Annotated in this window: 24 protein-coding genes and 2 pseudogenes; 4 read left to right on the top strand and 22 right to left on the bottom strand. The window is 59.2% G+C overall.

What is annotated here, in order from left to right:
- Window positions 1-143: 143 nt before the first annotated feature.
- Genes IEV82_RS21980 through IEV82_RS21965 form a run of 4 tightly spaced genes read right to left on the bottom strand, consistent with a single transcriptional unit; the run spans window position 144 to window position 4,235 of the window.
- On the bottom strand, window positions 144-1,715 hold the full coding sequence (locus IEV82_RS21980) for an ABC transporter permease (protein WP_188484235.1): 1,572 nt from the start codon (window positions 1,713-1,715) through the stop codon (window positions 144-146).
- Complete coding sequence (locus IEV82_RS21975; protein WP_188484234.1) at window positions 1,705-2,475, bottom strand: ABC transporter ATP-binding protein; 771 nt, start codon at window positions 2,473-2,475, stop codon at window positions 1,705-1,707. The genes IEV82_RS21980 and IEV82_RS21975 overlap by 11 nt, the downstream gene beginning before the upstream one ends.
- Window positions 2,475-3,446: an ABC transporter substrate-binding protein gene (locus IEV82_RS21970; RefSeq protein WP_188484233.1), complete on the bottom strand. Its 972-nt coding sequence runs from the start codon at window positions 3,444-3,446 to the stop codon at window positions 2,475-2,477. Before IEV82_RS21970 ends, IEV82_RS21975 begins: the two co-directional genes overlap by 1 nt.
- Before the next feature lie 51 nt (window positions 3,447-3,497).
- The gene (locus tag IEV82_RS21965) at window positions 3,498-4,235 is read right to left on the bottom strand and encodes a 5-formyltetrahydrofolate cyclo-ligase (RefSeq protein ID WP_188484232.1); all 738 of its coding nucleotides are present in this window, start codon (window positions 4,233-4,235) and stop codon (window positions 3,498-3,500) included.
- Between the two features lie 75 nt (window positions 4,236-4,310).
- On the opposite strand from IEV82_RS21965, the gene IEV82_RS21960 reads away from it, so the two are divergent.
- Window positions 4,311-5,159 carry a MurR/RpiR family transcriptional regulator gene (locus IEV82_RS21960; protein WP_188484231.1) on the top strand — a complete coding sequence of 283 codons (849 nt, stop codon included), beginning with the start codon at window positions 4,311-4,313 and terminating at the stop codon, window positions 5,157-5,159.
- Between the two features lie 21 nt (window positions 5,160-5,180).
- On the opposite strand, the gene IEV82_RS21955 is transcribed toward IEV82_RS21960, so the two are convergent.
- The gene (locus tag IEV82_RS21955; protein WP_188484230.1) at window positions 5,181-5,387 is read right to left on the bottom strand and encodes a hypothetical protein; all 207 of its coding nucleotides are present in this window, start codon (window positions 5,385-5,387) and stop codon (window positions 5,181-5,183) included.
- 140 nt (window positions 5,388-5,527) lie between these two features.
- Here IEV82_RS21955 and IEV82_RS23960 point away from each other — a divergent pair, with 140 nt between their 5' ends.
- Window positions 5,528-5,827 carry a hypothetical protein gene (locus IEV82_RS23960; RefSeq protein ID WP_268236145.1) on the top strand — a complete coding sequence of 100 codons (300 nt, stop codon included), beginning with the start codon at window positions 5,528-5,530 and terminating at the stop codon, window positions 5,825-5,827.
- On the opposite strand, the gene IEV82_RS21945 is transcribed toward IEV82_RS23960, so the two are convergent.
- The 16 genes from IEV82_RS21945 to IEV82_RS21870 all read right to left on the bottom strand — a co-directional run bounded on the left by IEV82_RS21945 (window position 5,749) and on the right by IEV82_RS21870 (window position 23,167).
- A complete protein-coding gene (locus tag IEV82_RS21945) occupies window positions 5,749-5,958 on the bottom strand; it encodes a hypothetical protein (RefSeq protein WP_188484241.1) in 210 nt (69 codons plus the stop codon). The two genes, IEV82_RS23960 and IEV82_RS21945, sit on opposite strands and share 79 nt — an antisense overlap.
- 82 nt (window positions 5,959-6,040) lie before the next feature.
- The gene (locus IEV82_RS21940; protein WP_188484229.1) at window positions 6,041-7,108 is read right to left on the bottom strand and encodes an ABC transporter ATP-binding protein; all 1,068 of its coding nucleotides are present in this window, start codon (window positions 7,106-7,108) and stop codon (window positions 6,041-6,043) included.
- Between the two features lie 52 nt (window positions 7,109-7,160).
- Complete coding sequence (locus IEV82_RS21935) at window positions 7,161-8,000, bottom strand: carbohydrate ABC transporter permease (RefSeq protein ID WP_188484228.1); 840 nt, start codon at window positions 7,998-8,000, stop codon at window positions 7,161-7,163.
- A complete protein-coding gene (locus tag IEV82_RS21930; protein WP_188484227.1) occupies window positions 7,997-8,872 on the bottom strand; it encodes a carbohydrate ABC transporter permease in 876 nt (291 codons plus the stop codon). Before IEV82_RS21930 ends, IEV82_RS21935 begins: the two co-directional genes overlap by 4 nt.
- Window positions 8,873-8,945: 73 nt before the next feature.
- Window positions 8,946-10,193, bottom strand: coding sequence for an extracellular solute-binding protein (locus IEV82_RS21925; RefSeq protein WP_188484226.1), 1,248 nt, complete (start codon window positions 10,191-10,193; stop codon window positions 8,946-8,948).
- A 129-nt stretch (window positions 10,194-10,322) separates the two neighbouring features.
- Window positions 10,323-11,843 carry an aldehyde dehydrogenase (NADP(+)) gene (locus IEV82_RS21920; protein ID WP_188484225.1) on the bottom strand — a complete coding sequence of 507 codons (1,521 nt, stop codon included), beginning with the start codon at window positions 11,841-11,843 and terminating at the stop codon, window positions 10,323-10,325.
- A gap of 12 nt (window positions 11,844-11,855) precedes the next feature.
- Window positions 11,856-12,773: a dihydrodipicolinate synthase family protein gene (locus IEV82_RS21915; RefSeq protein WP_188484224.1), complete on the bottom strand. Its 918-nt coding sequence runs from the start codon at window positions 12,771-12,773 to the stop codon at window positions 11,856-11,858.
- Window positions 12,770-13,750 carry an aldose epimerase family protein gene (locus IEV82_RS21910; RefSeq protein ID WP_188484223.1) on the bottom strand — a complete coding sequence of 327 codons (981 nt, stop codon included), beginning with the start codon at window positions 13,748-13,750 and terminating at the stop codon, window positions 12,770-12,772. Before IEV82_RS21910 ends, IEV82_RS21915 begins: the two co-directional genes overlap by 4 nt.
- Complete coding sequence (locus IEV82_RS21905; RefSeq protein WP_188484222.1) at window positions 13,747-14,679, bottom strand: Gfo/Idh/MocA family protein; 933 nt, start codon at window positions 14,677-14,679, stop codon at window positions 13,747-13,749. The genes IEV82_RS21910 and IEV82_RS21905 overlap by 4 nt, the downstream gene beginning before the upstream one ends.
- Window positions 14,679-16,421, bottom strand: coding sequence for an L-arabinonate dehydratase (gene araD / locus IEV82_RS21900; protein WP_188484221.1), 1,743 nt, complete (start codon window positions 16,419-16,421; stop codon window positions 14,679-14,681). Before araD ends, IEV82_RS21905 begins: the two co-directional genes overlap by 1 nt.
- Window positions 16,422-16,425: 4 nt before the next feature.
- Window positions 16,426-17,250 carry a carbohydrate ABC transporter permease gene (locus IEV82_RS21895; RefSeq protein ID WP_188484220.1) on the bottom strand — a complete coding sequence of 275 codons (825 nt, stop codon included), beginning with the start codon at window positions 17,248-17,250 and terminating at the stop codon, window positions 16,426-16,428.
- Window positions 17,247-18,188: a carbohydrate ABC transporter permease gene (locus tag IEV82_RS21890; protein WP_229747966.1), complete on the bottom strand. Its 942-nt coding sequence runs from the start codon at window positions 18,186-18,188 to the stop codon at window positions 17,247-17,249. Before IEV82_RS21890 ends, IEV82_RS21895 begins: the two co-directional genes overlap by 4 nt.
- A 4-nt stretch (window positions 18,189-18,192) precedes the next feature.
- Entirely contained in the window at window positions 18,193-19,470 is a 1,278-nt protein-coding gene (locus tag IEV82_RS21885; protein WP_188484219.1) for an extracellular solute-binding protein, read from the bottom strand.
- A 28-nt stretch (window positions 19,471-19,498) separates the two neighbouring features.
- A complete protein-coding gene (locus IEV82_RS21880) occupies window positions 19,499-20,584 on the bottom strand; it encodes an ABC transporter ATP-binding protein (RefSeq protein WP_188484218.1) in 1,086 nt (361 codons plus the stop codon).
- Between the two features lie 31 nt (window positions 20,585-20,615).
- Window positions 20,616-22,133: an arabinosylfuranosidase ArfA gene (gene arfA / locus IEV82_RS21875; protein WP_188484217.1), complete on the bottom strand. Its 1,518-nt coding sequence runs from the start codon at window positions 22,131-22,133 to the stop codon at window positions 20,616-20,618.
- A 107-nt stretch (window positions 22,134-22,240) separates the two neighbouring features.
- On the bottom strand, window positions 22,241-23,167 hold the full coding sequence (locus IEV82_RS21870) for a LysR family transcriptional regulator (protein ID WP_188484216.1): 927 nt from the start codon (window positions 23,165-23,167) through the stop codon (window positions 22,241-22,243).
- Window positions 23,168-23,285: 118 nt separating this feature from the next.
- Here IEV82_RS21870 and IEV82_RS21865 point away from each other — a divergent pair.
- Window positions 23,286-23,759, top strand: a pseudogene (locus IEV82_RS21865) (transposase); the annotation flags it as partial.
- Between the two features lie 54 nt (window positions 23,760-23,813).
- Window positions 23,814-24,359 (top strand): annotated as a pseudogene (locus IEV82_RS21860) (ISL3 family transposase); the annotation flags it as partial.
- 30 nt (window positions 24,360-24,389) lie between these two features.
- On the opposite strand, the gene IEV82_RS21855 reads toward IEV82_RS21860, so the two are convergent.
- Window positions 24,390-25,907, bottom strand: coding sequence for a malonate--CoA ligase (locus IEV82_RS21855; RefSeq protein ID WP_188484239.1), 1,518 nt, complete (start codon window positions 25,905-25,907; stop codon window positions 24,390-24,392).
- Between the last annotated feature and the right edge of the window lies 1 nt (window position 25,908).

The raw sequence follows: 25,908 nt of genomic DNA, 5'->3' as shown, positions 1-25,908 counted from the left end.
TGCCTTTTGCCAAGTCGATTGCCAAAACACTGATCTTTGATGTCATCGATGTGCCCTCCACTAAGCGAGTATAGAACCGTCATGGTATCCGATGCCGGCGGGTGGGGGCATCCACCGCATCAGTTCATCCAGTTTCCGTAACCTCACTCAGCGGTTGCCATCCCGAGGCGTCTCAACAACCGCCGCTCGATGATCACGACGCCTTGATAGAACACGACAGACAGAAGCACAGACACAGCGGCGACCGTCCAGATCATTCCGTAGTCGAGAAAACCTCTGGATTGGTTCAGGAGATTGCCAAGCCCCTTTCCGGTCGCCAGCCATTCCGCGATCATTACACCCAAAAGCGCACGTGGAACCGTCAGTCTCGTGGCCGCGAAAAGGTAAGGCAACGATGCAGGCAGCGTGACCATCCGCATCTCGGTCCAACGGCTGGCCCCATACGCGCGTGGCAGGTCTTCGGCACTTCTTGGCACAAGCGCCAACCCTTGTGCCAGCGTCACGAAAGCCGGGAAAAACGTCACCGATATCGTGACCCACAAAGTCAAGGACGTGCCCCTACCCAGGATGAGAACAAGCAACGGTGTCAACGCAACCAAGGGCATTGTCTGCGTCACTAAGGCAATCGGCATGAACGCCTCGATTGCACGCGGGAAAAGACGCGATGAAATCGCCAGCAGGAACGCAAAGCCCAAGCCCGCGGCCATTCCGATGAAGGTGATCGGCAATGTTTCAGCCAAGGCGGCAAGCAGACGCGCTTGGGCGGTTTCTGCCGTGGGTCCGAGAAACAGGTAGTCGACCACACCGAAGGGTGTCTTGGAGATCAGGTCGGGCACGCCTGTCAGCTTGATAAAGCCCCACCAGACGATGAAGGGCAAAGCAATCGTGCCCAGGGTCAAGGCACCGCGGCCAAGCCGGGATCCTGCCGGTGCAGCCGCGTCCGGCACGGCAGTGTTCAACGTCACGGCCCGGGTCGCACCGATTGTCCGGGTCGCCAGAACGGCGAACACCGCGTAGCTGAGCCCGGCAATCACTGTCGCCACGAGGCCGATGCCCCAGAGCCTGTCCGGCTCTCCACGCCCCAGTGAGCCCAGCAGGTAGGCGCCCAGACCCCAGCGACCGCCGCCACCGAATTCCGCGAGGATCGCACCCAAAACGGCATTGGGTGCAGCCACGCGGAGACCAGCAAGAATGGACGGCATCGCCCCGCGAAACTGGACCTGGCGCAAGATGTCCCACCGTCCGCCACCATAGGCACGGATCACATCGGTGGCGCGGCTGTCCGCTTGTGACAAGCCGATCACGGTGGCCGTCATGGTGACGAAATAGACGCCCAAGGCCGCCAGCACGATCCGCGGGGCCATGCCAGACAACGTCAGAACGAGGATCGGCGCAATCGCGATGGGTGGAAGAGCGAAGACAGCGATGTTGACGCCTCGGAAGAGCCTCAGCGCCGTCGGAGACAGGGCAAACAGGACGCCTGCCCCGATACCGATCGTGTTTCCTATGATGAAGCCAAGTGTCGAGGCATAGACAGTGGCCCAGATGTGCCTTGGATAGTCCGCCCAGTCCTGCCAAAGCCGGAACAAGATCTCCGAGATGCCCGGCAATGCACCACCCGCCACAAGATCAAGCCGGCCAACGATCTCCCAGATCACGAGCAGGATGGTGGCGTTGCGCAGACCCCGCCACGGACCTGTTGCCTCAACCGCCATGCAGCACCTCGGCGATGTGATCGCAGACGCGGTGAAACTCCGGGTCGGAAAACAACGTGGTCTTGCGAGGCCTGTCGAATGGCACGTCAATCACATCGACAATCCTGCCCGGATCCGCGTGCATCACCGCAACTCGATCCGCCAGGAACACAGCCTCGTCAATCCCATGCGTGACCAGCAGCGCAGTTGAACCGCTTTCGGTCCATATCCTTTGCAACTCCACATTCATCTGACGACGCAGGATCTGGTCGAGTGCGCCAAAGGGCTCGTCCATGAACAGAACCTGGGGATGCGTTACCAATGCACGGGCAATGGCCACCCGTTGGCGCATGCCGCCGGACAGTTCGCCGGGCAGCGCATTTTCATAACCTTTGAGACCCACCAGCTCGATCATTGCACGCACATGGGTGGCCGCCTCTGCACGCGACTGCCGCAGGACCTCCAAGGGCACTTCCACATTGCTCTTGACGCTTCGCCAAGGCAGCAATGCAGCGTCCTGGAAGGCGACACCGGTCACCCCGGCGCGCGCGGCCTCCAGCGACGCCCGTCCCGCGATCCGGACCGTGCCTGCATCTGCACTTTCCAGACCGAGCGCGATCCGCATGACAGTGGACTTGCCACAACCCGACGGACCGATGATCGCGGTAAAGGACCCCTCGGGGCACGACAGGGTGACATCGCGCAAGGCTTCGACAACCTTGCCCCGCCCCGCAAAGGTCTTGCAGACCCCGGAAAGGGCAATCCCGTCCGGGGCAGCCATCAGATTTCGTCAAGCAGCGTGGTGTCGAACATGTCACGGGTGCCGTTGATACCAACCGCACTCAAGGCACGGAGATTCGCCTCGATCCCCTCCTCTGTCATGGCCATGAAGCCCGCCGGGCTTTCCATCAGCGGCTGCTGGGCATTGTTGAAGAAGATCTCGTTTTCGATGGTGCGGCCGGTGCCGGCAAACCAGCTGTCTTTCCACTTCGGCGGCCACAGGTTGGGGTCCTTGAAGTTCTCTTCCCAGCCACGGCGTGAGGCGCGCAGCCACCCCACCAAGTCTTGGCGTTTCGCAGCCAACGTCTCTTCGGTCACCACCACGGTGTCATTGTAGATCGTGAAACCGAAATCGTAGAGCAGGAAGGATGTCGCCTCCACGCCTTGCTGGCTTATCGTGTAAGGCACGTTGGTCGTGAAATCGAGGCTTGCGTCGATCTCGCCACGGATGAGCGGGGTCGGATCATAGGCATAGGGCACAATGTTCACGTCTGCCGGATCGATCCCGTTGAGCGCGAGCATCGCATTCACCGAGATGACGTTCACGGGGGGAACGGCCAAGGTCTTGCCGATCAGATCCTTGGGCTCGTTGATCGGGTTCGACACGAGGGAGACGATGCCGATGGGGTTTTTCTGGTATTGCGCACCGATGATCTTGAACGGAGCACCCTGGTCGACAATGGCCTTGATGGTGGTGTCTGGCGTTGTCAGTGCAACGTCGGCCCGGCCTGCGATGATCGTGCTTTCCGGGATGACATCCGGTCCGCCGGAAAGATAGGTCACATCAAGGCTCTCGTCAGCGTAATACCCTTCGTCTATGGCGATAAAGTATCCAGCAAATTCTGCATCGTTGATCCAGGCGGCCTGCATCGTGAAGGGAGTAGAAGCACGGGCGCGCAAGGGCAGAGAGGCGACAGCGGCACTTGCAGCAGCAGTGCCGAGGAAGTGTCGGCGATCAAGTTTGAGACTCATCAGAGGACTCCGGTCTTGGATTTCAATGAAAGGTTGCGTTCAGGTGGTTGGTCAAGCGAGGCCTTGCAGGCGCTGAAGCTCCTGTAAGGGCGGCGTATCTGAGATCTGCTTGGGTTCGAGCAACGGCCATTTCACGCCACGTGGGCGCTTGGCACGTCGCTCGACAATATGGGTTCGGGATGGCGTAAAGATGCGATCTACAAGAATGTCGGTTTCCGACGGCTGCAACTGCTCTTCGACAAGCTGCACATCATGCACCAGCGCATGCACCGGCGTATCGTCATCGACGAGGCCGAGATCGGTGAACATTCCCCATTCAAGGTCGAAGAACCCGTGCCCCTTGCCAAAACGAACACCGTTGACCGACACTGCCGAGGCACCGGTTACGAGATAATCAAAGCGGCCAATGCTGGCGATTTCCTCCAGCGTTATGGGCACTCCAAAATGTTCCATTCCATCGAGCCAGGACGCGTAGAGTGCTGCACCCTCCGGCACGGTCGCAGGATCCAGATATAGGAAGCCCCTGTAGATCCCGTAGGTGGACATCACGAAGGGCTTTCCGTCTTCGATCATGCGGCGGCGCAGGTCGGCCAGACAATTGTCTGGCGTGATGAAGGCAAAGCGCGTTGCCTTATATGCGCGGTCCTCGACGATCCTGTCCGTCGCTGTCTCGGATCCGTCGAAATCCGGGATCACTTCTGCAAAATTCAGATGGAACCGTGTATCCGGCCTCGCTACGTCCCGCAGTTTCGTCCATATTTTTTCGCGAATTGTTTTGGAGGTCGACATCGTGTTCATTTCGGTTGTTTCATTGTTTCAAGATAATGAAACGTCGGTTTCACGCGTCAAGAGATTTCGAGCTTCATGGCATCAAGACTGATCTTAAGAATCCAGGAACGATCCGCGCGATTGACTTCGAGCGAAAGAAAAATTGCGCAAGTCCTGCTGCAAAATCAGAGCCTTGTGGAAACCCACACGGCGACAGAACTTGCCGCACAGGCCGGTGTGTCCAAAGCGACAACTGCCCGTTTTTTCCGCAGTTTGGGATATGCCGACTTCGAGGAAGTCCGTCTTCAGGCACGTGAGGAACGCAATCGCAGAGAGCCCTATACCGCACTCGAATCGCAGCCCGAACCGGCCAGCCTCGGGCGCACCATCTCTGATCACCTCGATCTGGAGCTGCGGAACATGACCCGCACTTTCGAGGAATTGCGCTCTGATTTGCTCCCTGAAACCGCAGAAATCCTCGAGTCCGCTCCCCGGGTCTGGTTCGTGGGTTTCGGCGACGAGCAAGGCCTTGCGACCTTGGGATGCACTCTGTTCTCCCGCCTGCGCCACGATGTCCATCAGCTTCAAGGGCAAGGTCAAAGTTGGGCCAGAGAATTGTCCATGACCGGCCCGCGGGATGTCATGGTGCTTCTCACATTCGAGCCGCGCCCCAAAGTTCTGAAGTCATTGCTTGCACATGCGCGGACAGCCCGTATGCGCGTTGTGACCATCACGGACCATGTCTACGCCCCGCAAGCCGCCCGTTATTCGCAAATCGTTCTGCCCTGCCACGTCGCCAGCTATGGCTTGTTGCCTACGCATGCCACCATGTTGTCGATCATCCGCTTGCTCGCAGTTGCCTATCTGGGTCGAAACCCCGAAACGGTCAGTCAGCGTATCTCGACCCTGACCGGGATCGACGAAGAACTGGATCTCTTCGAGTGACTAGATTTTCGGTTGCGCACCTCAGGCACTGGACATCTCCGTAAGCGCAAGCGCGACCTGGTCTGCAAAGCGCGATGTGGCCACGGACAGCACACGCCCGCGCATCTGCCCCAGAAGCAGGTTGCCCGGCGGCAAGTTCCGATCCGAGATTGGCCGGAACACCATGCCAGTATCCTGTTCCGCCGACAGACCGATGGGGATTTGGAAGCCGACCGCGCGTTCATGCATCCGGTGTTTTTCGATGCGGCCATACAAGTCTGTCTGTCGATCAAGGTCCTCGAACAGTTGACGGCGGCCCGTTTTGTGGGACCGCGAAGCATAGGGAAGAAAGAATGACATGATATCTGAGACTACCATCCTTGGGATAGATGTGTCGCGCGACAGGCTGGACGGGTTCTGCCTTCGACGCGCAGGAAAACCCGCTGCCGACAATCCAGGGCCAGCGGTTCCACGAGGTGCAGAGCCACATCACCCTGACCGGTCACATCACCGATGCGCTGCTGACCATAGTGGCGACCGACGGTGGTTTCGCCCACACTGCTAGGTCCAATAGGAGGTCTAAACCCGTACTCATTCAGACCTTCTCAGCTCAAGCTATGAATGGATTGTCCAGCACACCGACAACCTGCATCAGGAACTCCCCATTGTTGGGATCAAGGGCATCCTGATAGTAACCATCAATAGCCGCCACAGCCTGATTGATGCTGGCCTGAAAACCATCGAACAGAGCCATAGCGGCCGAAGCGTTACCGACATCTGACATGCCTCTGTGGACTGCGAAATAGGCATCGATATCCACCTTGCTGTCCAAGTAGGCCCGTTCAGCCGGTTCAAAATAACCGAATGGGACGAGAAAAGAGATTTATGCGTCCCTCATGATACTAATTTCCCACAATGCGCGTCTCGTTCTCGGGGTCGAACAGATGCACGTGATCTGTCGGAATGGCCAGTCTCACCTCCTGCCCCTCTTCCAAGGTCAAACGCTCGTGGTATACTGCGGTAAGCTTGGTTCCGGCAATATCCAGCATTACGTGCAGATCGGCTCCGGTCGGCTCGATCAATTTGACCACCGCCGCGCTACCGCCATCCGAAATCTTCACGTATTCTGGTCGGACTCCCAAGATAACCGGTTGGTGCGGTCGGGCGTTGAGCACCGAGTCAAATTGCAGCACCCCACCTGCATCGAGATCGAAAGACTGCCTATCGGAGCCAATCCGACCTTTCAGCAAATTCATCGCGGGAGAGCCTATGAATCCAGCGACAAAGACATTGGCCGGCGCGTCATAGACGGCCATGGGGCTGCCGATCTGTTCGACATACCCACCGCGCATGACGACGATTTTGTCGGCCATAGTCATTGCCTCAATCTGGTCGTGGGTCACGTAGACGATCGTGGTTTCCAGCGATTTGTGCAGCGAACGTATCTCGGCGCGCATCTGCACACGCAATTTGGCGTCGAGGTTTGACAACGGTTCGTCGAAAAGGAAAACCTTCGGATCGCGCACGATGGCGCGACCCATCGCGACGCGCTGGCGCTGACCACCCGAAAGCTGCCGGGGATATCGGTCGAGCAGTGGTTCGAGATCAAGGATGCCCGCCGCCTCGTGGACCTTTCGGTGCTGTTCATCCATCGTCGCGCCGCGCATGCGCAGCGAAAAGCCCATGTTCTCGGCCACGGTCATGTGCGGATAAAGCGCGTAAGATTGGAACACCATCGCAATGTCGCGATCCTTGGGGTGCGATCGGCTGATGTCCCTTCCGTCGATCAGGATGCTGCCAGTTGAGATGTCTTCGAGCCCCGCGATCAGCCGGAGCAGTGTGGACTTGCCACAGCCCGAAGGCCCAACGAGAACGACGAATTCGCCGTCGTCGATACTAATGTCTATTCCGTGCAGAACCTGAACCTCGCCAAAGGATTTGGTGGCCTGCTGGATGGTCAGGGGTGCCATGTCTTCATCTCCATGTCCGGGTACATCGGCCGGAAGTTATGCGTGTTGTGTCTCATCCCTTCACCGCCCCCGCCGTCAGGCCGCGCACAAGGTGACGCTGTAAAATCAGCATGACCAAAACGATCGGCAACATGATCCCGACCGCTCCCGCGGCGGACAGCGACCATGACGAGATGTCCTCGCCGCCGAAAGACGCGATTGCAACTGGCAGGGTCTTGGTATCCGTGCCGGTCAAGACGAGCGCGAAGAGAAATTCGTTGTAGGACAGCAGCAGGCTGAATAGCGCGGCCACTGTCATCCCGGGCCTCGCCAAGGGCAGGATAACGATGCGGAAGGCCTGCCAGTTGGAACAACCGTCGATGGCGGCGGCTTCGTCGAGGTCACGCGGGATCTCGAGAAAGAAGCCATGCATCAGCCAGATCGTGAAAGGCTGGTTGATCGCCACCAAAGCCAGGATCAAGAGCGGGTAGGTGTCGATCATGTTGAGGAACGTACCCATCACGAAAAACGGGATCGCGAGCAGCATGTGGGGAAACATCCGGATTGTGAACAGCGCGCTGAGGATCGGCCCCGCGCTCCGCCTTGGAATGCGTGACAGTGCATAGGCTGCAAGGCTGCCAGCCGGAACCGAAATGAAAACAGTGCCAGCGGAAATGATCAGGCTGTTCATCAGGTAGAAGACGAAGTCATTCTCGGTCCAGACTTGAATGTGATACTTCAGCGTCGGCTCGAAAATGATCGTCGGCGGGATGGTAAAGGCGTCGCGGGGATCTTTGAGCGAGGTCAGCACCGCCCAAATCAACGGCGTCAAGTTGATGAAGGTGAACAAGCACAGGCCGATGAAGATCAGCCACGTTGTTCTTTGCTGGCCGACTCTCATCTGGGCGCTCATCGGTCGCCTCCCCGGTAGGCCTTGTTGAGACCGCGATTGATTGTAAGAAGCAATATTGCAACGACGATCAGCGTGATGACCCCCAAGGCCGAGGCCTTGCCGACTTCAAGCATGCGGAAACCCAGTTGGTAGGTGTACATCGTAATTGTTTCGGTCGCGGTACCCGGCCCGCCGCCGGTCAGCACATAGATTAGGTCGAAGAAGCGGAAGACATCCATAAGGCGGATAGAGATGACAAAGATGATCGCCGGGATCAGCGCAGGGATGATGACATGACGCAGGGTGTTCCAACTGCTTGCACCATCGATCTGCGCCGCCTCGAGCAACGAGGTATCCAGACCCTGTAGCGCAGCATAGAGCACCATCATGACCAATGGCGTAAAGACCCAGGCGTCCGCGAGGATAACGCTGACTTTGGCCCAGACCGGGCTGCCTAACCAATCTGCCGGCTCGATGTTGAAGGTCAGAAGTGTCGCATCGATGAAGCCCCAGTTCGAAGCGAGCATCCATTTCAGGAACAGCGCCGCCACGACCGGTGTCACGATATGCGGCAGGAAAAGCAGGACGGAAAAGACCTTGGCGCTGCCGTTTAACCGGTAAAGCGCGAGCGCCAGTGCAAACCCGACGAGAAATTCCAAGGCAACTGACCCGAAGGCAATGATGATCGTCGTCCACATGGAGTTCCAAAGGCGCGCTTCGGTCAGCAGGTCGATATAGTTGGCTAAGCCGACAAAGGTCCGCTCACCCGATCCCAGGTAGTAGTCGAAAAAGCTCAGATAAACGGCGTAGCCCAATGGCCAGAGCAGCACGACGGCAAGCAAGCCGAAACTAGGCAGGAAGAACAGCCAGAGGCCGTGTTGCCAGCGAACCATGTTGGTACGTCCTTTTCAGGTGAGGTCGACGCGCACCACAGTCGCGGCGCGCGGCGCAGTGTCATCCGCGGATTCAGTTATAGTAGCCGCGGCTGGCCAGCAGTTCTTCGGTCTCGGCTGCGGCTTGGTCGAGCGCCTCCTGAACTTCGGCCTCGCCAGTCACAGCGCGCAGGATGTGGCGCGTGACGATCTCGCCCACATCGTTGAAATCGGGCATGGCCGGAAACGCCTTGCCACTTTCCAGCGCAGCCCGTGCGGCCGGATACCAACGGTATTGCGCGGCCAACTCGGTGTTCTCGAGCACGGACAAACGTGGCGGCATGGCGAATTGGGCGCCCTCCCGCATACTCTCTTTGCTGGCTGCTTGAGCTAGCATCTTGAACATTTCTTCCCGGTCAGCAGATGAAAAGGCAGAGATTGCAAAACCGTCATTCGCGGTCCGAGCGCCGCCGCCCGGAGGTGCAACCCATTCGATCTGACCAACGACGCGGGACTGTTCGGCGTTGTCCATCGCTGCAGCGCGGGTGAACCATTGCAGGCCCATCGCGGCCAGCCCCTGTTGGAGGTTAATGGTGGATTCGTCGTTGGCATGCGCGGTGAAGCCGCGCGGTGCGTTTTCCGTCATCTCCTTGAGCTTCGTGATCGCCTCGACGCCAGCAGCGTTGTTGAAGATCGGCTTCCAGTTCTCATCAAACCATCCGTCGCCGATCGCATTCATGTACCAGTGCGATTCGTTCAGGGCTGCGTCCACCGGTTTCAGGGACATGATCGTACCCGCCATGCGCGCCGAATCCAGCTGAGAAGCGGCAGCCATATAGTCTTCCATCGTCTGCGGTGGCTCTATCCCAGCTTCTTCCAGCAGATCCTTGCGATAAAAGAACAGCTGGGTATTGGTTAGGATAGGCATCGCGTAGATTTTGCCGTCATAGCTGACGGCGTCGATCACAGATTTCGGGAAGTCATCAAGATCGTATTCGCCCCGGTACTTCTCCCATAAGTCATCTATCGGTTCCAACCAACCGTTTGCAGCAAAGCGCCGAAACGACGAGTCGTTGAGGTAAAGCACGTCAATCGCGTCAGATTCCGACGACATGGTAATCGAAGCCAGTTCAAGCTGCTTGTCGATCGGCATAAGCTCAACGGTAACCCGCCCTTCAGGCAAAGCTTCGACCATCTGCTGCGTGTAAAATTCCAGCGCTGGCTGACGATGACTGATGACGCGGATGGCGTCCTGCGCCAGTGCGCCAGTCGCGACAGAGCAAAGAAGCAAGGTTGCGGTTGCAACCTTCATCTTCTTCTTAACATTGAATCGAATAGTCATTCTTCTCTCCCTTTGAATGTGTCTACCGGGCCTTCCTCCTGCCCGGCGGTTTCCGGTCTGCTCGTCAAGTCATCCTTCTCCATGTACCTTTGGTTCGTTCATGGAGCGCCCTTTGCAAAAATTCTCCCCTCAATTGGAATTAAGATCACCTGGCAGAAGCGCGTCGGGCATGTTCTGGTAACAGACCGGGCGCAGGAACCGGCGGATCGCCAGTGTCCCGACCGAGGTTGCGCCAAAGTTGGTCGAGGCGGGGTACGGCCCGCCATGCACCATGGCATCGGCGACCTCGACGCCTGTGGGGAAGCCGTTGACCAGAACGCGCCCGGCCTTGCGTTCCAGCACCGGCACAAAGGGGCGTGCGATGTCGGTATCGGCATCGTCCATCTGCAAGGTCGCCGTCAGCTGGCCTTGCAGACTGCGCGCCACGTCCAGCATCTGCCCTGGCCCGCTGGCGGTCACGAGGATACCCAATGGACCAAAGACCTCTTCGGCCAACACCGCGTTGGCAAGCCAGCTTTCCGCATCCACCTTGTACACCGCAGGTGCAGCGTTGCGGTGGTCACAAGTGGATTTCAGCAATTCCTGCACACCACTTGCCGATCCGACCTCGGCCACGCCACGCCGGAACGCGTCGGCAATTCCGTCGGTCAGCATCACCGACTCACCAGCTGCCTCCAATGCATCGGTTGCAGCCTTGATAAAGGCATCAAGACCCGCACCTTCGGTTGCCACGACAATTCCCGGGTTGGTGCAGAACTGCCCGACCCCCATCGTGAGCGACCCGGCCCAAGCCGCGCCCAGCTCTGCGCCGCGTTGGGCCAATGCGCGGGGCATGACGAAGACCGGATTTACCGATCCAAGCTCTCCGAAGAACGGGATCGGAACGGGCCGTGCAGCGCAAAGGTCGAACAGCGCGCGCCCGGCCCCCAAAGACCCAGTAAACCCGACCGCGTTGATCAGGGGATGACGAACAAGCGAACCGCCAAGGTCATGGCTACTGCCCTGAATCAGGGAAAAAATGCCCGCAGGCATGCCGCAACGCGCAATCGCCGCCGCGATGGCATCGGCCACGATCTCGCCGGTGGCGGGATGGGCCGGGTGACCCTTGACCACAACCGGACAACCGGCGGCAAGCGCCGACGCGGTATCCCCACCGGCCGTTGAAAACGCCAAGGGAAAGTTCGACGCGCCGAACACGGCAACCGGACCGATAGGCCGCTGCACCATCTTCAGGTCGGAGCGCGGCAGCGGTTGCCGGTCCGGCAAGGCCGCGTCGTGGCGACGGTCAAGATACGCACCGTCGCGGATATGCGAAGCGAAGAGGCGCAGCTGACCGGTGGTGCGGCCTCGTTCACCCTGAAGCCGCGCCTCGGGAAGACCGGTTTCGGCACAGCCCAGCCGCGTGATGTCGTCCCCGCGGGCGTCGATCTCTTCGGAGATGGCCTCCAGAAACGCCGCGCGCTCTTCACGGCTGGTCCAGCCGTAGGTCGCGAACGCCTCTTCGGCAGCACGGACGGCGCGATCGACCTCGTCGGCACCGCCTTCGGAAAAGGACTGGCCCTCGCCGGTCACGGGTTGCGACGTGAAGGTGTTCTGGCTCGACACCCAATCGCCTGCGATCAGATGTTTGCCGTGCGGTTCATAGCCCATCAAAATTCTCCCTTATTTGCCCCAACGCAGCGCGATCACGTCGCGCTCGGCTGCCAGTTGCAGCAATCGTGTGCGGGTGCGGTCTGACATCGGTTTGAGCGGGTGACGCACATGATCCGAGCCGATCACCCCGCCTTCCTTCATCACCACCTTGGTGGCCCGCAGACCGCATTGGCGGTTCTCGTGATTGATCAACGGCAGACACTCGCGCCACTGCGTCAACGCCGCGTCGATGTCGCCCGCGAGGTAATTCGTGACAATCGGCTTGATCAATTCGGGCTGGAGGGCCGAGGTCATTGTGCCGGTACAGCCCGCGTCGAGATCCGCCAGCAAGGTCACCGCCTCTTCGCCATCGAACGGCCCGACAATATGGTCGCCACCCGCCTCGATCAGCGCCGCCAGCTTGTCGGCAGCAAAGGGTGTTTCCATCTTGAAATAGCTCACGTTCTCGATCTCTTTCGCCATCCGGACAAGCAGTGGCACAGGCATGGAAACACCAGAGAGCGGCGCATCCTGCACCATGATCGGGATCGAGATGGCGTCGGAGACCGCCGCGAAATGCTCGAAGATGCCCGCTTCGGCTGGAACGAGGCCGACGCCGTGATAGGGCGGCATCATCATCAGCATTTCAGCGCCCATCGCTTCGGCTTCGCGCGCGCGATCAACAACGATCTGCGTGCTGAAATGGCTGACGGTGACGATGACCGGCACGCGGCCTGCGACATGCTCCAGCGACACTTTTGTCAGCGTGGCGCGTTCTGCATCCGACAGTACGAATTGTTCGGAATAATTGGCAAGGATGCAGATCGCGTCAACGCCCTGGTCGATCATGCATTCCAGCACACGTGTCATGCCTTCAGTGTCAACAGATCCATCGTCGTGGAACGGAGTCGGGGCCACGGGCAGAATGCCGGTCAGCGGGTGTTTCATGAGAGATCCTTTCGGATGAAACGAAATCGGGAGAATTGCCTGAACGGCGTGCCGGGTCGCAACGTGATCGACGGAAAGCCATCGTGGTTGGGCGCATCCGGCCAATACTGAGGCTCCATCGCGAGGCCTGCATGCCGCCCGTAGGGCAGACCGTGATGGCCTTTGGCCGGAGCCGTGTTCAGGCGCGCGGCGTCGTAGACTTGCAGGCCGGGCGCATCGGTTTCGACGATCATTGCCATTGCGTCCGTCTCGAGCGTTGCCACAGGGCGGAAACCGTCGCCGTTGAGGCAGAAGTTCGTGTCCAGATCGGTGGTCGCCGGCAACGACGTTGGCCGCCGCAGGTCGAAAGGCGTGCCCTCGACGGGTCTGATGTCACCGGTCGGAATAAGCGCGTCATCGACAGGTAGGTAATGATCGGCATCGATGGTCAGGCGGTGCCCGTCCAGCCCGCTGCCGGTCAGCGACCAATACCCGTGAAACGCCGGATTGAAGAGCGTCGCGCGGTCACTCTTGGCCGTGATGGCGATCTCGAGCGCGCCCTCAGAGACAAGCGCATATGTCACCGACATGTCGATCGGCCCCGGAAGCCCGTCCGCGCCATCGGAAACCACATGGTGGAAGGTCACGCTTTGGGCATCGCTCGAGGCAATGGTCCAGACTTGCTGCGAAAGCCCGTTGGGACCACCGTGCAAGGCGTTGCCGTTTTCATTCACGGCAAGCCGCAACACGTCATCGTCCAGCGGTGCGACCCCACCGGCGATCCGGTTTGCGACAGGCCCTACAATCGCACCGAAATAGCGCATCTGCGCAAAGTAGCTTTCGACCTCCGGGCTACCAAGGGCCAGAGACGTGTCGATCCCGTCAACATGAAACCGGCATAGCGTTGCACCATAGGTCATCAGCACCGCCCGCGCGGGGCCGTTGGCAATCTCGATACCCTCGATCTTGGTGCCGTCAGGGGCCAGGCCAAGGATCATTGCGGACCCTCGAAAAAGGCGGCAACCGCGTGCCGCCGTCCGATGGCCAGCGCATCAGTGACAAGCGTCATCGGGCGCAGGTCCATGTCGATCCCGCCCTTACTGACAAGCTGTGCCATGCGGTCATAAAGCCGTGGGTATTCGCCACCCAGCGGGGCAGCATCGCCGGTTCGGGTGCCGTCAACCTCCATCACGGCGCCCCCGTCGCTCAGCTTCAGCGTTCCTGCCTCTGTCACGGCCTCAATCTCCCAAGTCTGGTCGCCCTCCTGTCGCCAGTCGAACACGGCACTGACCTGGGCACCCTTGGGGTGGTGGAACGCGATCCGCGCGCCAATTGGCGTCTGGCAGTTCTCGGGGACATCCAGTTCAGCGTGGGTCACGTGAATGTCGTCCGGCAAAATCTCGGTCACGATGGACAGCGCGTTGATGCCGGGATCAAACACTCCCAAACCACCCGGCTCCCAGATCCAGGCCTGTCCGGGATGCCAGCGGCGCACGTCTTCTTTCCAGGTCACGGTCAGCGACCGGAGCACTTTCTCGGCCAGCCAGACCTTGGCAGCGGCCACCATGTCGGCATGGCGCGAATGCCAGGTCGCATAGATCGAAAGCCCCGCCTCGCGCGCGGCGGCCTCGAGCGCGTGACATTCGGCAATCGTGGCACCGGGTGGTTTTTCCAGCATCACATGCCGCCCTGCCTTGAGCGTCTGCATCGCGTAGTCGAACCGCGGCACCGGCGGCAAGCACAGCGACACAACGCGAATGTCGGACCGCGCCTCGAGCATCGCGCCCATGTCGGTGAACGCCTCGACGCCCTCAACCGCCCCATGACGGCTGACCGTTGCTGCGAGGTCCCAGTCAGAGCTACCGGCGATGACCGGCACGTGCTGGTCCACCGCGATTTTCCCGATGCCGACAAGTGCGATCTTCATCAGTGACTGTCCTTTCCGACCGGCGCGCCGCGGCAACCCTTGAGGAAATCCAGATCCGCGCCGGTGTCAGCGCCTTCCACATGCTGCTGGTGGAGCCACGCGTAGCCGCTCTCGGCGCGCTCGTGGATCGGTGTCCAGCGGGACAGGCGCTCGGTCAGCTCGGCGTCCGAAATGTCCAGATGCAACCGGCGATTCTCGACATCGACCTCGATCATGTCGCCCGTCCGAACAACCGCCAGCGGCCCGCCGGCCGCCGCCTCAGGCGATGTGTGCAGGATCACGGTGCCGTAAGCTGTGCCCGACATGCGCGCATCGGAAATGCGGATCATGTCCTTGATACCCTTCTTCAGCACCTTGGGAGGGAGACCCATATTGCCGACCTCGGCCATGCCGGGATACCCCTTTGGCCCGCAGTTCTTGAGCACCATGATGCAGGTCTCGTCGATCTCGAGCGCATCGTCGTTGATCCTGGCCTTGTAGTCGTCGATATCCTCGAACACGACGGCGCGACCTCGATGCTGCATCAGCGCGGGCGTGGCGGCAGAGGGTTTGAGGATCGCGCCCTTGGGTGCGAGATTGCCCTTGAGCACAGCGATGCCACCCTTGTCCGTCAGGGGCCTGTCGACGGGGCGGATCACGTCCTCGTTCCAGTTCACGGCATCCTTGACTTCGTCCCAAAGGGTCAGGCCCGACACGGTAAGAGCGTCCTTGTGCAGCTTCCCGGCTTCGGCCAGACGTTTCAGGACAACGGGCAATCCGCCCGCATAGAAGAACTCCTCCATCAGGTATTCGCCCGATGGCTGAAGGTTCAGGATCGTCGAGATATCGCGCCCACAGCGGTCCCAGTCATCAAGTGTGATGTCCACGCCGACGCGGCCCGCGATGGCCAGCATATGTACCACCGTGTTGGTCGATCCCCCAACCGCGCCATTGCAGCGGATCGCGTTTTCGAACGCATCGCGCGTCAGGATGTCCGAGGGTTTGAGATCGTCCTTGACCATCTGCACGATCCGCCGACCCGAAAGTTGCGCCATGACGCGGCGACGGCTGTCGACGGCCGGGATCGCCGCGTTGCCCGACAGCGCCATGCCAAGCGCCTCGGACATGCTGGCCATCGACGACGCCGTGCCCATCGTGTTGCACGTGCCCGACGAGCGGGTCACCGCGGATTCCGCATCAAGGAATTGTTCCTGCGTCATCTCGCCGGCCTTCACCGCCTCGGAAAAGCGCCACAGATGCGTGCCCGCGCCAACGCGTTCACCCTGGAACCAGCCGTTCAGCATCGGCCCGCCCGTCACGATGATCGACGGCAGATCGCACGAGGCCGCCGCCATGAGCAGGCTTGGCGTGGTCTTGTCACACCCGACCATGAGCACGCAGCCATCCATCGGCTGACCCCGGATCTGTTCCTCGATGCTCAGCGCCGCAAGGTTGCGGAACATCATCGCGGTGGGCCGGAACGTATTTTCCGAGGCCGAGAAGACCGGCACCTCCATCGGAAAGCCACCGGCCTCCCAGATGCCGGCCTTCACCTTTTCAGCCAGCTCTCGCAAATGCCCATTGCACGGCGTCATGTCCGACCAGGTGTTCAGAATGCCGATGATGGGCCGCCCGTCGAACAGGTCATCCGGATAACCCTGGTTTTTCATCCAGCCACGATGATAGATCACGTCCTTGGTGCTGCCGGTATACCACTCGGCAGATCTCAGCTTGCGGGGCCATTTTGCAGGTTTGAATGTCATTGCTTTAGCCTTTCACTCCGGCCGATATCATCACGGCCTCGGTCACGCGTTTCTGGAAGATGAGGTAGCCGATGATCACGGGGGCGGCGGCAAGCAGCGCCAACGCCATCATTCGGGCATAGGCCACGCCGAAGGCGTCGTTAACCTGCGTAATGCCAACCGGAATTGTCATCATGCTCTCGCTTGTAACGATCAGGAACGGCCAGAAGAAATTGTTCCATGTGCTGATGAAGGTAATGATCGCCAGCGCCGCCGTGATTCCCCAGTTGAGGGGGAGGTAGAGCTTGAAAAGCAGTGTGAATTCTCCGCCGCCATCAAGCAGAACGGCCTCGCGCATTTCCTTGGGTATGGCGTCGAAGAACTGTTTGTAGACAATGACCACGACCGGCACGATCAGCTGAGGCAGGATGATGCCCCACCAAGTGTTGACCAGGCCCAGATCGCTCATCAGAATGAATTGCGCGACGTAGAGCGCGGGTACGGGGACCATGAAGCTGGCCACCACCAGCAGATAGAGCGCCTTGCGCCCAGGGAACTGCAACTGCGACAGTGCATAGGCGCACATCATGCCGGTCACGAGCACGATCGCGGTGGTAATTGACGACGTGGCAACCGAATTAAGATACCAGATCGGCAGCTTGGAGGTCGACAGAACCTCGATATAGGATGCGAAATTCAGCTCGTCGATGAGAACGCCAGCATTCGAAACGATGCGGTTTTCACTTCGCAAAGATGTAGTCAGAGACCAGTAAAGCGGGAAGATCCAGATCATCGCTGCGATAAGAACGATACCGGAGAAAGCGAAGTTGCGTGCGCGCCGAGCGGTCATTTGCGTCCTCCGATGCGCAAAATTTGAAATTGCAGGACCGATACGATGACGATGACCAGAAACAACACCATTGCGATGGCAGAGGCATAGCCGCCGTTGTTCAACTGAAACGCTTCGCGGTACATTTGCATGAGCACGACATAGGACGAATTGAACGGCCCCCCGTTGGACAGCAAATAGACCTGATCGAATAGCTTGAGTTGAAGGATGAGCTGCAAGGTCAACACGAGCGCAGTCACAGGCCAGAGCAGCGGCCAGGTGACGCGCCAGAAACGTTGCCAGGGTGTTGCACCGTCGAGCGACGCGGCCTCGTAGAGATCCTGCGGAATGTTGCGCAGACCGGCAATCAACAAAAGCACGTTGAAACCGTTAGTCCACCAGATCGTGACAACCGCAATCATGGGCATCACCCAGTACGGGTTTCTGAAGACCGGTACCGGCTTTCCGGTCACCGCAGCAATGAGGGGCTGAAGGATGCCGAACTGAAAATCCAACATCCACGCCCAGATCAGCGTAACCACCGAGACTGGCAGGACATAGGGAAGAAAGAACAGCGTGAGCACCAGCGCCTGCATGCGACCCTTGAGTTTGCTAACGGCCAGCGCAATGAGCAGTGCGATCACCGTCGTCGGCACGACAGTCAGCAGCACGAAATAGAGGTTGTTCCACAGCGACGTGAAGAACAGCCTGTCGTTGAGGAGCTTGGCATAGTTGGCAAACCCGATCCATTGACCCTCACCGATCAGCGGCGCATCCGTGAAACTGAGCGCAATGACCTTGTAGGTCGGGTAGAGGAAGAAAACCGTGAAGACAAAGAGGAAAGGCGCGGTCAGCAGACCGGCGGCCCGAAGTTCGCGCCGACGTCTTTTCAATTTTGACATTGCACCCCCCCTCTTGAAGATTTTGATCGGGGGCGCACATGACGCCCCCGAATTCAAAGCATCAGTTCAACAGGCCCTGCAACTGAGCTTTCATTTGCGCGGCAGCGTCCTCGGCACTCAGGAACCCATGCACGGCAGGCGCAATCAGGTTGTCGACCGCGTCATAGATCGGCGAGGCGACACCCGCGATTTTCGACCGGGGGTCGAAGGCTGCATTGTCGGCCAATGATGCATAGGTCGCGTTTGGCTCAAGTGCGGCGTATTCTGCGCTCTGCACCGTTGGTTTGTAGGCCGGGATGTGGCCTGCACCCGCCCAGGCCAGCGAATGCTCCTGCATCCAGCCAATGACAGTCAGGACCGCGTTCCGCATCTCGTCGCTCATCTCGGGATCGTTCGGGATGGCGAAGGCGTGGGAATCCGCCCAGGTTGCAGGCTGGTCCATCATCTGAGGAACCTCATTGGCGAACCATTCAAAGCCCAGCGTTCCCGCCTCGGTTTGATCCTTGAAGGTGGGGACTTCCCAAACGCCATTGAAATGCAGAACAGCCTTTTTCCCCGAAAAGAGAGCAACCCCTGCCTCGTATGAGGCCTGTTCCGGGATCAGCCCTTGCGAGCGCCAGTCAGCGAGTGTCTGAATGGCGGTCACCGCCTTGTCAAAGTTGTCGCCGGCCATCACTTCGCCATCGGTCAGGATCTCGCCGCCCTGCTGACTGAGCAGGGTGTAGAACATGCGCCAGGTGCCGCCACCGCCCGAGGTCTGATAGCTTAGTGGGTCCGAGAATCCGTTTTCCTTCGCCCAAGTCAGCATTTCTGTCATGGCTTCAATGGAATTCAGGTTGGTCAGGTTACCGTCACCGTCCAGCCATTTCGTTCCTTCCAAAGCGGTGCGGTTGTAGTGCGCGACAATCGAGTGGATATCGAAGGGGATCGCCATCAGCTGGCCATCATCGGTGGAAGCCGCTCTGATTGACGCTTCGAAGAAATCACCCTTGGAAATACCTGCCGTTTCCAGATCTTCCTCCGAGATCGGTGACAGGACGTCTTCCTCCAACGCCAGCGGCAGGCGGGACAAGTGATAGGTCATGATGTCCGGACCCTGACCGACCGCCACCGCAGTCCGCACCTTGGTGTAGAACGGCAATCCCCATTCCAGCGTTGTTCCGCTGATCTCGATGTCGGGATGTTCTGCATTGAACTCGTCGATCAGCGCCTTCATGCGCACGCCGTCGCCGCCGGCAAGAAAATCCCACCATTCGACTTCAACCTGAGCCCAGGCCGAGCTCGACAAGCCCACGACAAGCGCCGTGGTCGCTGCGAGTTTCGAAATAACATTTTTCATTTCAGTTCTCCTCCTTGTTGTCAGTCAGTCACCGGATACGTTCGCCATCGATGTCGAAGACGAAGACCCGTCCCGGTTCGGGCATGACGGTCTGTACTGTGCCATGCATGCCGTGCCGCACGCCGGCCTGCTGAAAAATCACGGGATCGCCGCTTTCCAACGTGCCGTGCTGATACGAGACACCTCCCAGTTCCTCGGCAACATCGACGGTGACGCGCAAGCCCTCTCCCTTGGTTACGACCAGATGCTCGGGCCGCATGCCAAGCACGATAGATGCCCCTTTGGTGGGGGGCTTTGAAACAGGCAGGTTCAAGGTCATGTCAGGCTGCCCACTCAATCGAACGTCGATACCGTCTCCGGTGTGGTCGTCGACTGATGCACTGAAGAAGTTCATTGACGGCGATCCGATGAACCCGGCGACAAAGCGGTTCGATGGATCGTCATAAAGATCCAGTGGCGCCCCCGATTGCTGGACATGCCCGCCTTGAAGCACAAAGATCGTGTCAGCCAGGGTCATGGCTTCGACTTGATCGTGGGTGACATAGATCATGGTGGCGCCAAGCTTCTGATGCAGTCGCGCGAGTTCCAGGCGCATCTGAACCCGCAGTTCCGCATCAAGGTTCGACAACGGTTCATCAAATAGAAAGACATCCGGCGCACGAACGATGGCGCGACCAATAGCAACACGTTGGCGCTGCCCTCCCGACAATTGCGCTGGCTTCTTTTCCAGATGATCTGCCAATTGCAGGATGCCAGCAGCCTCGCGGACTTTGTCGTCGATCTCGGCCTTGGGACGTTTTGCCAGCCGCAGGCTAAAGGCCATGTTCTCGTAGACCGACAAATGGGGATAGAGCGCATAGGATTGGAATACCATGGCAACACCACGATCCGCCGGATCTTCGTGTGTCACGTCGCGATCCCCGATGAAGATCTCACCGTCGCTCGTCTCTTCCAAGCCCGCGATCATACGCAGAAGTGTGGATTTTCCACAGCCCGAAGGGCCTACGAATACGGCGAAGTGCCCCCGTTCGACGTCCATGTCGACGCCGCGAATGACGTCCACGGCGCCGAAACTCTTCTTTACCGCCTTCAAATGAACGCCGGTGGCTTTCATAACCTCTTCTCCCTTGTCACCCCCTCTGAGCTTACCTGACCGAAAGCCGGATCATATTGTAGGAGAAAGCGGGCAGTTCGCCCTTTATGCCGTCATCTCCCACGGCCAGCTTTTCGCCCTTGCGTGGTTTGATCCTGTCGGGCGCAGCGCTGGTATTGGCAACGCGTGCCTCGGCACTGGTGCCGCCCATAACCTTGTGTTCGACCAGCTTAAGCCCTTCGAACCCTTGCAGCGCAATGTCCAGTTCCATCGTTTCATCCAGGCTGCGATTGATGGCAAAGATCGTGATCGACGTGCCATCAGGCGACAGGACCGCGGCCACGTCCAGGTAGTTCACGTCATGCGCAGCGTCCGCGTCATATCGCGGGCCGTTGACCGCGACATTCAGCGCGGTACCACGCCCGTAAAGACTGGCGAACTGGTACGGATAGTAGATCGACGTGGCCCAGGCAGCACCGCCCTTTTCGGCACGGATCGGAGCGATGACGTTCACCAACTGTGCGATGCAGGCGATCTTGACCCGGTCAGACCGGCGAATGAATTCGTTCAGCAGGCCCCCGACAAGAAGTGCATCTTCAAGGTTGTAGTCCTCTTCCAGAAGCTCTGGCGCTTCCGGCCAATCCCAGGAGCGCCAGTTCTTGGCGTCCTGCTCGCGTTTGTGATACCAGACATTCCACTCGTCGAAGCAAATGAACACATCATTCTTGGCGCGCTTCTTGGCCTTCACGAAGTCGATGACACCACCGATGGCCTGGATGTAGCGGCCAGTTTCATCGATCTTGGCGAAGTAGTTCAGCGAGTCGTGGCTGCTGTTCCCAAAATACTTGTGCAGCGAGATGTAATCGACATTCTCGTAACACTCTTCCAGAACTTGGCGTTCCCAGTCGGGATAGGTCGGCATCCCGTCGTTGGACGACCCGCAGACAACGGTCTCGATCCCGCCGCCGAAAGCCTTGACCGCCTTCGAGGTTTCATCCGCAAGCCGTCCGTATTCCTTGGCCTCCATATGGCCGATCTGCCAAGGACCGTCCATTTCATTGCCAAGACACCACATTTTCACGCCATATGGTTCATCAACACCGTGACTGCGGCGCAGGTCACTCCAATAGGTTCCTGACGTGTGGTTGCAGTATTCGACGAAATTGCGCGCCTCTTCAATGCCTCGCGTGCCGAGATTGACGGCCAGCATCATTTCAATGTCGGCATCCTTGGCCCACTGGGCGAATTCGTTGATCCCGACCTGGTTGGTTTCCTTGGACCGCCACGCCAGGTCAAGCCGCACCGGCCGGTCCTCCTTGGGACCAATGCCGTCTTCCCACTTATAGGCCGATACAAAATTGCCACCAGGGTAGCGGATCACCGGAATATTCAGGTTTCGAACGAGTTCCAGAACATCTTGCCGGAAGCCCTGCGGGTTTGCCGTCGGGTGTCCGGGTTCGTAGATCCCACTGTAGATCGCACGCCCCATATGTTCGATGAAAGCCGAGTAGAGCCGGTCGTCTATCTGCGCGAGCGCAAAATCCCGGTGAATCGTGGCACGAGCCTTCATGTCCCCTCCCAATGGCAAACTTCTCTCGTTGGGATCACCGTAAGGTTATATTTTGTTGACAAACAATTTACATTTCGCACTATCGCGTTGACAGAATTGATAACACTTCAGCTGCCAACCTGATCCCGGACATTGTCAAGAAGGCGCTGTGCGGCCGCAGACAGCAGACGGTCGCGCGGACGCAGAATGTGATACGGTTCAATCAAAATGGGTCTGGGCAGTTCCAGTAGGACAAGAGCCGCATTGTATGGCGGCAAGAGAAGAAGATCGGCCACTTCTTCGGTCACAACCGCGATGACGTCGGAATCACGCATCAGCGCCATGATCGCCACAACAGACGGCGTCTTGATCAGACTGGCAGGGAGGTCGAGGCCTTCCTCGTGGAAGGCGATCTCGATTGCATGACGGATCGGAGCCCCGCGATCCTGCATGGTCCAAATGTAGTTTCTAAGGTCACGGAGGGTCACTGGTCCAGCACCGTCGACAGGGTGACCGCAGCGCACCATCAAGCGGACGGATTCGCTCCCCGCAGGATGAATGTCAAAATGATGCGAAAAGTCTTGTGGGCCCACGCGACTGAGGGTGAAATCATACTCGCCGCTTTCAAGCCCCCGCATAAGCTGCGCTGAGGATGCGACGTCCAAAGAAACGTCTATCAGTGGAGCCTGTCGTTGCAGTTCCAATATAGCCGGAATCAAGACGGCCAGTGCCCCTCCGGTCACTGCACCGACACGAACGCTACCTCCCGTGCCATCGAGATGGGCCGCGAAATCCTTGGTCATTTGGTCAATGTCGCTGATCAGCTTCTTGGCGTGATTTGCAAGCACGTCGCCAGCGGGCGTGGCGAGCATGCCTTTCGGCTTCCGCTCGAACAACACCGTGCCAAGCTGGGTTTCGATGTCCGCCAGCATGCGCGATGCGGCCGGCGTGGTCATCGAGCAGGCGTCGGCTGCAAGGCTCAGCTTGCCCAGTCGCGAGACAGCAGCGATCAGGTGCAGTTGAACAGGGCGAAGGGAACGTAGGTATGTTTGCATGAAACTACTAACCCAGATAATTCACGAGAAGGTTGCGGAGGTAGCATAACCATCTGAAACGCCGTATATTTTGGTTGTCGACCCCAAACATGAAGCTTTCAGGAGGACGACCTCAGCCATGGCCCAATCTACGTGCTTCACTTCATGCCTGTCACCCCTCAATGGCAAACCGATCCTGTTTGGCTTTGACGGCGCCGACATGAGCTCCGACGCCGGGCTGACCCTGCTGCGCGAGATCGAGCGTAAGGCGGTTCTGGCGCAGCGGCTCGCTAATTGCCGGCGTGATCCGGTGAAAGTTCAGCATGGCCCGTGCGACATTATCCGTTTCCGGATCATGATGATCGCAGCAGGGTATGAAGACGGCAATGACGCAAACGCCCTGCGGCACGATCCCAGCTTCAGGATTGCGCTGGAGCGCGGCCCGGAAACCGGGGCGGCGTCATGTTCGCAACCGACGATTTCGCGCATGGAAAACCTGCCCGATGCGCGCGCGCTGATCCGCATGGGCCGCGAGATCGTCCGGTTCTACTGTCAGTCCATTGCGCCCCCAGGCCGGATCGTGGTCGATATAGATGATACCTTTGATGGGCTCTGATGATGTAACCGCCCCCCGACGGCATCGATATGCCAAGGTGGGTCTGCAATGATCCAAGAGCGTGGCTACGAGGGGAATCTGTCGCATTTGCAGCGGCTGCTGGCGGGTTGGCGCAGAACCGAACAGCAAGCGAGCGATCCCAAGGTTGAGCACGCAATCCTTAAGCCAGTCCGGGACCCGGAAACTGGGCACGCGATTTCCGCAGTCATCGCGGCAGCGCTGTGCATCAAACCGCGTGGCAAGTTTACCCCGGATCAGGCGCGTAAAGTCGACGCTCTCAAGACCGGCTCTCTGGCCTTCGCAACGATGCGCTGTCTCGCCATGCGGTTCAGCGGTATCCTGCGCGGCCGCGAAGGAGACCCGCTCCCAGCATGGACCTGTGACGCGATTGAAACCGACCTGGCACCACTCGTGCGCTTCGCCCGAACATTGAACCGAGACTACGATGCCGTCAAAAACGCCATCGAGATGCCCTGGAGCAACGGCCAAGCAGAAGGTCAGATCAATCGCCTGAAGACCCTCAAGCGCGCCATGTACGGCCGAGCCGGTCCAGAATTGTTGCGGGCGAGAATGCTACCGTTCCGCCACACAGATTGAGGCAGAGCCCATTTAAGGGCTACGCGACAGTCATTCTGGCACTGGAATGTGGTTTTGCCTGAGCACAGCCTTGCTGACCTTACCCATCGCATTTCGGGGCAATTCGGCAAGAATGAACACCTGTTTGGGCTGTTTGAACCGTGCGAGATTTGGGGAAATCGCCTGCTGGATCTCTGTGGCGGTCATGGTTGAATCCGGCCGCAGAACCACGGCGACAGCGACACTTTCGCCGAAATCGGGATGCGGAAGGCCAAAGACAGCGGATTCCGCAACGCCGGGCAAAGCATCGATCAGATCCTCCAATTCCTTGGGATAGACGTTATAGCCGCCTGTGATGATCAGGTCCTTGGAACGCCCCACAATCTCCAGATAGCCATCGCTGCTGAAACGACCCAGATCTCCAGTGATGAAAAAGCCGTTCTCGCGCAACTCGGCGGCGGTCTTTTCGGGCATCTGCCAATACCCCTTGAAGACATTCGGGCCGCGTACCTCAATCGCGCCAACATCGCCCTGCGGCAAGGGCGCGCCGGTTGCCGGATCGGTGATGATGATCTCGGTTCCCGGCAGCGCAAAGCCGACGGTTCCGGGGCGACGTTCCCCATCATAGGGGTTGGAACTGTTCATGTTCGTTTCGGTCATGCCGTAGCGTTCCAGAATGGCGTGGCCGGTGCGTTCGGACCATTCCATATGGGTCTGCGCAAGCAGCGGGGCCGAACCGGACACGAAAACCCGCATACCCGCCGTGGTTTGGCGGTTCAGGTCCGGGTGCGCCAGCAGCCGGGTGTAGAAGGTGGGCACCCCCATCAGCACCGTGGCATCGGCCATATCGGCCAGAATTGCAGCCGCGTCAAAACTGGCATGAAAGCGCAGGGATGCCCCAGCCACCAGGGCAACGTTCGTCGCCACAAAAAGGCCGTGGGTGTGAAAGATGGGCAGGGCGTGGATCAGCACGTCTTGCGGTGTGAATTTCCATAACGAGGCCAATACCCTGGCGTTCGAGGCAAGATTGTCATGGGTCAGCATCGCCCCCTTTGAGCGCCCGGTCGTTCCCGAGGTATACAGGATCGCGGCGATATCCGAGGCCGACCGCGCTACGGCCGCAAATCTCGCAGCGCGGGTTTGTGCAGCCTCAGCCAGCGTTCCGCTGCCATCCGAACCCAGCGTTAGAATACGGGCGGTGCCTGCCTTTGTTGCAATCGGCGCAAGCGCATCTATCCGCGCGGGGTCGCAGACAAAGACCCGCGGTGCGGCGTCGGTCAGGAAATAGTCAAGCTCTGCCGGGGTATAGGCCGTATTGAGGGGCAGAAAGATTGCGCCCGCCATCACGGTGCCAAGGTAAAGCTGCACGGCCGACGGCGACTTTTCAACCTGCACCGCGACGCGGTCGCCGGGGGTGACGCCTGCTGCGAACAGCGCGGCCGCCATCTGTTCGGCACCGCCGAAAAGCTGGTCAAAACTCATGGTTGTCCGGTCCGGCAGGGTCGCAAAGACGCGCTCGTCCGCGCCGGAAGACCCGGCGCGCAATGCGTCAATCAGGTAGTTCACCATC

The organism is Marivita lacus (genome assembly GCF_014637725.1).
Lineage (GTDB): Bacteria > Pseudomonadota > Alphaproteobacteria > Rhodobacterales > Rhodobacteraceae > Marivita > Marivita lacus.
This window is presented reverse-complemented; position numbering and strand designations above follow the sequence as displayed.